Source organism: Trichocoleus sp. Lan (assembly GCF_039961855.1).
In the GTDB taxonomy this organism is placed as follows: Bacteria; Cyanobacteriota; Cyanobacteriia; order Cyanobacteriales; family FACHB-T130; genus FACHB-T130.
The window spans coordinates 32,151-38,741 of the sequence record NZ_JAMPKA010000042.1; the positions used below are offsets into that span (position 1 = coordinate 32,151).

Below are 6,591 nucleotides of genomic sequence, written 5' to 3' on the forward strand. Positions count from 1 at the left end.
TCGATCTCTCTAAAATCGAAGCGCGTAAGATGGAACTGCATTTGAGCGATTTACATCTACCTGGCTTCCTGCAAGGAGTCGAGGAAATTTGCCGCATTCGCGCCGAGCAAAAAGGCATTCAGTTCATTTATCAGCCACCCGATAATTTGCCCATAGCGATCGCAACTGACGAGAAACGCTTGCGACAAGTGCTGCTGAACCTCTTGGGCAATGCGATTAAATTCACCGACGCCGGTAGCGTGACATTCCGAGTGGAGGTGACTGAAAATCCGCAGCAACCAGCGTTCGCGAAGCTTCGCTTTGCGGTTGAAGACACGGGTATTGGGATGTTACCCGAACAACTAGAGCAAATTTTTCTCCCCTTCGAGCAGGTTGGCGATACCAAGCGACAAGCGGAGGGGACTGGATTGGGACTTGCGATCGCCAAAAAAATTGTCGAACTCATGGGAGGGGACATCTACGTTAAGAGCTTACCGAAGGTCGGTAGTACCTTTGAGTTTGAGATCGAGTGTGCTTTCTCGACGAACTCAATAGTAAGCAACATTTCCAGGGGGCGAATTTCTGGTTATTCGGGCGATCGCAAAAGCATTTTGATTGTGGACGATCGATGGGAAAATCGCTCGGTCATGGTTAACTTGCTGCAACCGTTGGGATTCACCGTTATTGAAGCCAGCAACGGACGGGAAGGGTTGGAGAAGGCGCATCAAGTTCAACCAGATTTAATCATTACTGACCTAATCATGCCTACCCTGAATGGTTGGGATTTGCTCGCGCTGCTGCGCCAGTCAGAAACGTTAAAAGATTTGCCAGTCCTTGTGTCATCGGCAAGCGTGTATGATGCCGATCGCCGTAAAAGCCTTGCCGCAGGCGGCAACGATTTTCTGGCTAAACCCGTGCAAGTCGAGGAACTATATCGACTCTTGGCAAAACATCTGCACCTGGACTGGATCTATGCCGATGCAAAACCTATTGAACGTGCGATCGCAACGCCCTTCGCAAATGCAACCCCAACCGAACTCGCTGTGCCACCCCTATCTGAACTGTCGAGCCTGCTGGAATATGCCAAGCGAGGACAAATCAAAGGCATCCAACAAGAACTGGAAAGACTTGCCCAACTAGATGAAAGTTATCAGCCGTTTGCCAACAAATTAAGTTTGTTAGTGAAAGAATTTAATATTCACAAAATTCGCAAATTTCTTCAAGAAACTGTGGGTTAATTGCCCCATATTTCATCTTCATGAATAAACCAATAGTCAACAAAGGAGCAGTTATAAAATGTTATTTAATTTCGATCGCGAAATCATTTTAGTAGTTGATGATAATCCAACTAATCTAGAATTATTATATAACGCTTTGGGTTCATCTGGCTATGAAGTTTTGGTAGAAATGGATGGTTTTAGTGGAATTGAGCAAGCTAAGAACTATCCGCCAGACTTGATTTTGCTAGATGTCCAGATGCCAGGAATTGATGGGTTTGAAACCTGCCGTAAATTGCAGCTCGATCCGTCTACAAAAAACATTCCAGTAATTTTCATGACGGCGCTGACAGATACCACAGACAAAGTGAAGGGATTACATTTAGGAGCAGTAGATTATATTACAAAACCCTTCCGTCATGAAGAAGCACTTGCTCGGATTCAAACCCATTTAAAAATTCGCCGTTTGAGCTTAGAACTTGAACAACAAAAGCAAGAACTTGAGGAAATTGTTCAAAAACGCACAGCCGAACTAACCTGCACGTTACAAGAACTAAAAAAAACACAATTGCAATTAATTCAAAATGAAAAACTGTCTACAATTGGTCAGTTAGTTTCTGGCATTGCTCATGAGATTAATAATCCAGTTGGTTGTATTTATGGCAATTTAGAGCAAGCGAGTCTTGCTGTTAAAGATGCGGTTGATTATATACGTCTTTATCAAGCCAAGTTTCCAAATCCTGGCATAGAAATTGAACAAAAAGCGGAAGAGATTGATCTTGAATATCTTCTAGAAGATTTACCAAAAATGTTCTTATCTATGCATACAGGAATCGATAGAATTCGCAACATTAGTACATCCCTTAGAACATTCTCCCGTGCTGATGTAGATTACAAGGTATCAGTTGACATCCATGAGGGACTTGAGAGTACCTTGATGATTTTGCAACATCGTTTGAAAGCTCAGAATTATCGTCCAGCAATTCAAATCATTAAAAATTATGGTGAAATTCCTAAAGTTGAGTGTTATTTAGGACAACTCAATCAGGTATTTATGAATATTTTGGCAAATGCAATCGACGCAGTGGAAGAAGCGAACTTGGGTCACACCTATGAAGCGATTAAAGAAAATCCCAACCATATTATTGTTAAAACTGAAATGAAGAACGAACATCAGGTTGCAGTCCGAATTGCAGATAATGGCATGGGGATGACGAAAGATATCAAGCAACGCATTTTTGACCATCTATTCACGACTAAACCTGTTGGAAAAGGAACAGGTTTAGGATTAACGATTGCTCATCAAATTATTGTTGAAAAGCACGGAGGAACGCTCGAAGTCAATTCTGAATGGGGACGAGGCACAGAGTTTGTGGTAACGCTTCCGATTGTGTAATCTAGTCTTTAAAACTAGATTAGATGAATCAATCCCTCAATCAGCTCTAGTTTTGACTGTAAAATTATTAGTGAAACTGCTGCTGTAAGGTGGCAATAATTTTGAGAGCAGCTTGTAGTTCTTGGATAGCGATCGCCCGATCAACGATCGTGTTAACCAGTTGAGCTGTGGGTAACGGGAACATCCCCTAAATTGCAAATACACGCCCGTTGGTACAATCCTATTCTTTACCAGTGGCAAGAGTGCGAAATGGATGCAACGCCTGCCAGTGGTAAAGGATTTAAAAAAGCGCAATTAGTAAGGCAATGGGTGCTGCAAGTAATATCCACATCGTCGGCTGCAAACCATACTGTTGAGCAACCAAACCCAGTGCAAACGGAGCTAACCCCCCCACAAAACCTGCCAGGTTGTTGAGCGTCATGACGGTTCCGCTCTGCCCCGGCATCGCTGTGTACAATTGCCCCTGGAGAATAGAGTACCATCCGGAATTAAGGAGGCCCAGAAAGCAAAGAATGACCAGCTTGAGATTGATATTGGGTACAAGCAAAAAAGCTGGATAAAGACACAAAACAAGGATAGCGCTAACCTTCAAATAAGCAAGTCCTTGCACTCGTTCGAGTAAGGGAATCAGGAGAAAATCTCCCAATAAGCCAAACCCCAACCAGGCTGTGAGAGCGAAACTCGCTTGTGTGTTGTTTACACCCACGACATCAACGAAATACAGTGCCAAAAAGCCACTCAAAACATCCAGCATTAAATCGGAAAATTGCAACAACGTTAACCAACGCAACACGTTACCTCGTTTTAAGCTTTGGATGGCATAACGGATGCCATCTTTAAAGCTGTGCGTGGGTTGATCAACATCAGCGGATGCCGTTGGAGTTGCGATTGGATACTGCCACAACATTCCTACAAGTAATACCGTCAGTACCGCCAATAGTAAAAACACACTCCGCCAACTTTGATGGAATGCGATCGCACCCGCTAAAGCCAAAGGTCCAAGGACATTGCCAAGCGAACCCGCCAATGCCCACCGTGCCATGTTTTGTTCGTGGCGCGTCGGTTCCATGTCCATCAGTGTCGCCTGGGAAAGACTGACAAAGGCACCAGATGCCGGATAAAACAGCACAAAGGCGACTAATAACCACGAAAAGTTATCGCTAAGAGAGATGAGGAGTAATGCGATCGCAAACCCAACACCTCCCCCCAAAATCAATTGCCGTCGCTGACCAATATCTCCCCAGATTCCCAAAATTGGCTCTATCAAACTGCTGATCGTATTAGGTATCGTCAGCAACAGCCCCACTTGCACATAGGAAAGATGCAAGTCATTGTGAATCAACGGATAAGCAGCACCCCGGACTCCATCCACCAGTTCGTCTAATAATTCAATCACCAGGAAGATCATCGTTAACAAAATGACAGTCCTGGTCGTTTTGTTTTTACCATCCAATGACATCGTGAAATTCTCCCATCCTCAAAAATTGAACACCAGCGCAACATCTTCACGGCGTTGGCGATCGGAGGGGGAATCCACGAACAAACTCTCCGCCTTAGTTGTAAGGCGAATCGCTGGTTGGATTGGATTCTAGAAGCTTACCAGGGAGGAAAAATCATAGAAGCTAAGGGCAAAGAAAAGGGCTTGCAAATACGTCTGTAGCCTATTGTAGGCATACCAGAAGAGATTGTCTTTTTTACGAGTTGAATAAGACTCAAAATTTGTAACAACACACATATACTGTCCAGGCGGTTGGAATGCTATATGGCCAGAATCTATACAACATCCCAATTTGGAGAATTAGACAGGAGCTGCCAAATCACGAGTTAGGTGTACTACAAGATAAATATATGGTATGTCTTCATATCGATCCCTAAATTGAGAGCATGACGACGTTCCTTACAGACTCAGCTGACATCGCCAGGATTCATTTCTCTTCAAAGCTGAATTTGAAGCAGCGTAGTGAATTGGGACAGTTTATGACTCCTGCTCCGGTTGCTCGTTTTATGGCGAGACAATTTAGCAGTCTATCCGGTCACGTCAACCTTCTAGATCCCGGAGCCGGAGTTGGGGCATTAACGGCTGCCTTTGTAGAGCGACTATTGGCAAATCCTAACAAGGTTGAGAGCTGTTTCATAACAGCATATGAAGTTGAATCAACTTTTTTATCATCTTTGAAAGAATGCCTCATAAAGTGTTGTGTAGCTTTAGAAAGCAGAGGGATTCAAGCAAATTACTGTTTACATGAAGAAAGCTTTATAAAGTCCTTTACTGAAATAAATTTGCCGCTTTTTAGTAAGTCCTCTATTCGTTTTACTCACGCGATTCTGAATCCACCTTATAAGAAAATTAACAAGCAATCAATTGAAAATAAAACTCTTTCAAACTTTGGGTTTGAAACTGTAAATTTATATAGTGCGTTTGTTTGGCTTACTGTATTACAGCTTGCCGAGAACGGAGAGATAGTTGCAATTACGCCTAGAAGTTTCTGTAATGGTGCTTATTATCGTCCTTTCCGTAAAGCTTTTCTTGAAAAAATCAAACTTAAAAAAATTCATGTTTTTGAGAGCCGCTCGACCGCCTTTTGCGAGGATGGCGTATTGCAAGAAAATATCATCTTTCATGCTTTAAAGTCCGGGGAAAAGCCTAATCATGTAGAAATAAGTAGTATTCTGGAACCAATGCAAATGATTTTTTAGAATTACGAGTCATTCCTTATAACCAAGTTGTTGAAACAAATGACTCGGAAAGCTTTATTCATATTGTCACAAACCCTCTTGAAGATGCTTTAAAAGTGCAAATGGATAAATTTCCATCCACTTTGGATGAAATTGGGTTGGAAATTTCAACAGGCCCAGTTGTTGATTTTCGTCTCAGATCAGCTTTGAGAAATTACTTGGATGAGCAAAGTGTTCCACTACTTTACCCAGAAGCTATGAAAGCAGGGAAAGTTTTATTTCCACCCAACAATCCTCGCAAGTCGATCGCAATTGAACAAAACCAAGAAGCAGGAAAATGGTTAGTTCAATCGGGTTGGTACGTTTTAACAAAGCGTTTTTCTGCTAAAGAGGAAAAGCGTCGTATTGTTGCTGCTGTGTGTCCTCCCGTAAATGCGCCAGCACTAGGCATAGAGAATCATCTTAATTACTACCATGCTAGAGGTAAGGGAATGAATCCCGACCTTGCACGAGGATTATCTGCATTCCTCAATTCAACTTTATTTGACAGTTACTTCCGGCAGTTCAGTGGACACACACAAGTCAACGCAACGGATTTGCGTAAAATTAAATATCCTTGCAAAGATGATCTAATGCGACTTGGAAAACAAATTAGTGATTCTCACTTTGATCAAGAGCAACTTGATACGGTTGTACACAAAACTCTGTCAATTATGAGCGAAGCAATAAATGCAGTTCAGGCTGGTAAACGCATTGAGGAAGCACTTGCAATTCTCAAAGATATTTCTGCTCCCAGAGAGCAGCAGAACGAACGATCAGCACTTTGCTTACTTGCATTAGCAGACATTCGGCCTGAAACATCTTGGAATCAAGCGACAACACCAAGACGCGGAATTACAGAAATGATGGATTGGTTCCGTGATTACTACGGAAAACAATATGCACCAAATACACGCGAAACAGTTCGACGGCAGACAATGCACCAGTTTGTGCAGATGGGGATAGTTGTTGAGAATCCAGATCGACCTGATCGACCAATTAACAGCCCCAAATGGTGTTATCAACTTCATCAACAAGCATTGTCACTTCTTAAAGCCTGTGGATCTGAGCAATGGGAAGAAGCCCGTCGAAACTATGCTGTTTCAGTCACAAATCTATTGCAGTCTAGCGCTCTTTTGTCACTTTAGGGAGAGGATAATAGGCTAAAACGGGTTCAAAGCCAGAATTTACCTATGACAGAACCACGTCCAGCCCAAGCCACCGTGAAATTTGTGGATGATTACTGCCAATGGTATCAATCCCTATTTCCAGAAGTGAGAAGCT

Annotated in this window: 3 protein-coding genes and 1 pseudogene; 3 read left to right on the forward strand and 1 reads right to left on the reverse strand. The window is 42.7% G+C overall.

All coding sequences use genetic code 11. The annotated features are described in order from the left end of the window. Positions 1-29: 29 nt before the first annotated feature. Both NDA03_RS25580 and NDA03_RS25585 read left to right on the forward strand, forming a co-directional pair. Positions 30-1,217, forward strand: coding sequence for an ATP-binding protein (locus tag NDA03_RS25580; RefSeq protein WP_348239530.1), 1,188 nt, complete (start codon positions 30-32; stop codon positions 1,215-1,217). A gap of 58 nt (positions 1,218-1,275) precedes the next feature. Further along, positions 1,276-2,592, forward strand: coding sequence for a response regulator (locus NDA03_RS25585; protein ID WP_348239528.1), 1,317 nt, complete (start codon positions 1,276-1,278; stop codon positions 2,590-2,592). A gap of 280 nt (positions 2,593-2,872) precedes the next feature. Here NDA03_RS25585 and NDA03_RS25590 read toward each other — a convergent pair whose 3' ends face one another. Then, positions 2,873-4,051 carry an MFS transporter gene (locus tag NDA03_RS25590; RefSeq protein WP_348239529.1) on the reverse strand — a complete coding sequence of 393 codons (1,179 nt, stop codon included), beginning with the start codon at positions 4,049-4,051 and terminating at the stop codon, positions 2,873-2,875. Positions 4,052-4,476: 425 nt separating this feature from the next. On the opposite strand from NDA03_RS25590, the pseudogene NDA03_RS25595 reads away from it, so the two are divergent. Then, positions 4,477-6,455 (forward strand): annotated as a pseudogene (locus NDA03_RS25595) (Eco57I restriction-modification methylase domain-containing protein). Positions 6,456-6,591: the final 136 nt, after the last annotated feature.

Excerpts from the sequence above, each read along its gene's own strand:
- NDA03_RS25585 (WP_348239528.1), top strand. The coding sequence starts at position 1,276 with ATGTTATTTAATTTCGATCGCGAAATCATTTTAGTAGTTGATGATAAT.
- NDA03_RS25580 (WP_348239530.1), top strand. The coding sequence starts at position 30 with ATGGAACTGCATTTGAGCGATTTACATCTACCTGGCTTCCTGCAAGGA.
- NDA03_RS25590 (WP_348239529.1), bottom strand. The coding sequence starts at position 4,051 with ATGTCATTGGATGGTAAAAACAAAACGACCAGGACTGTCATTTTGTTA.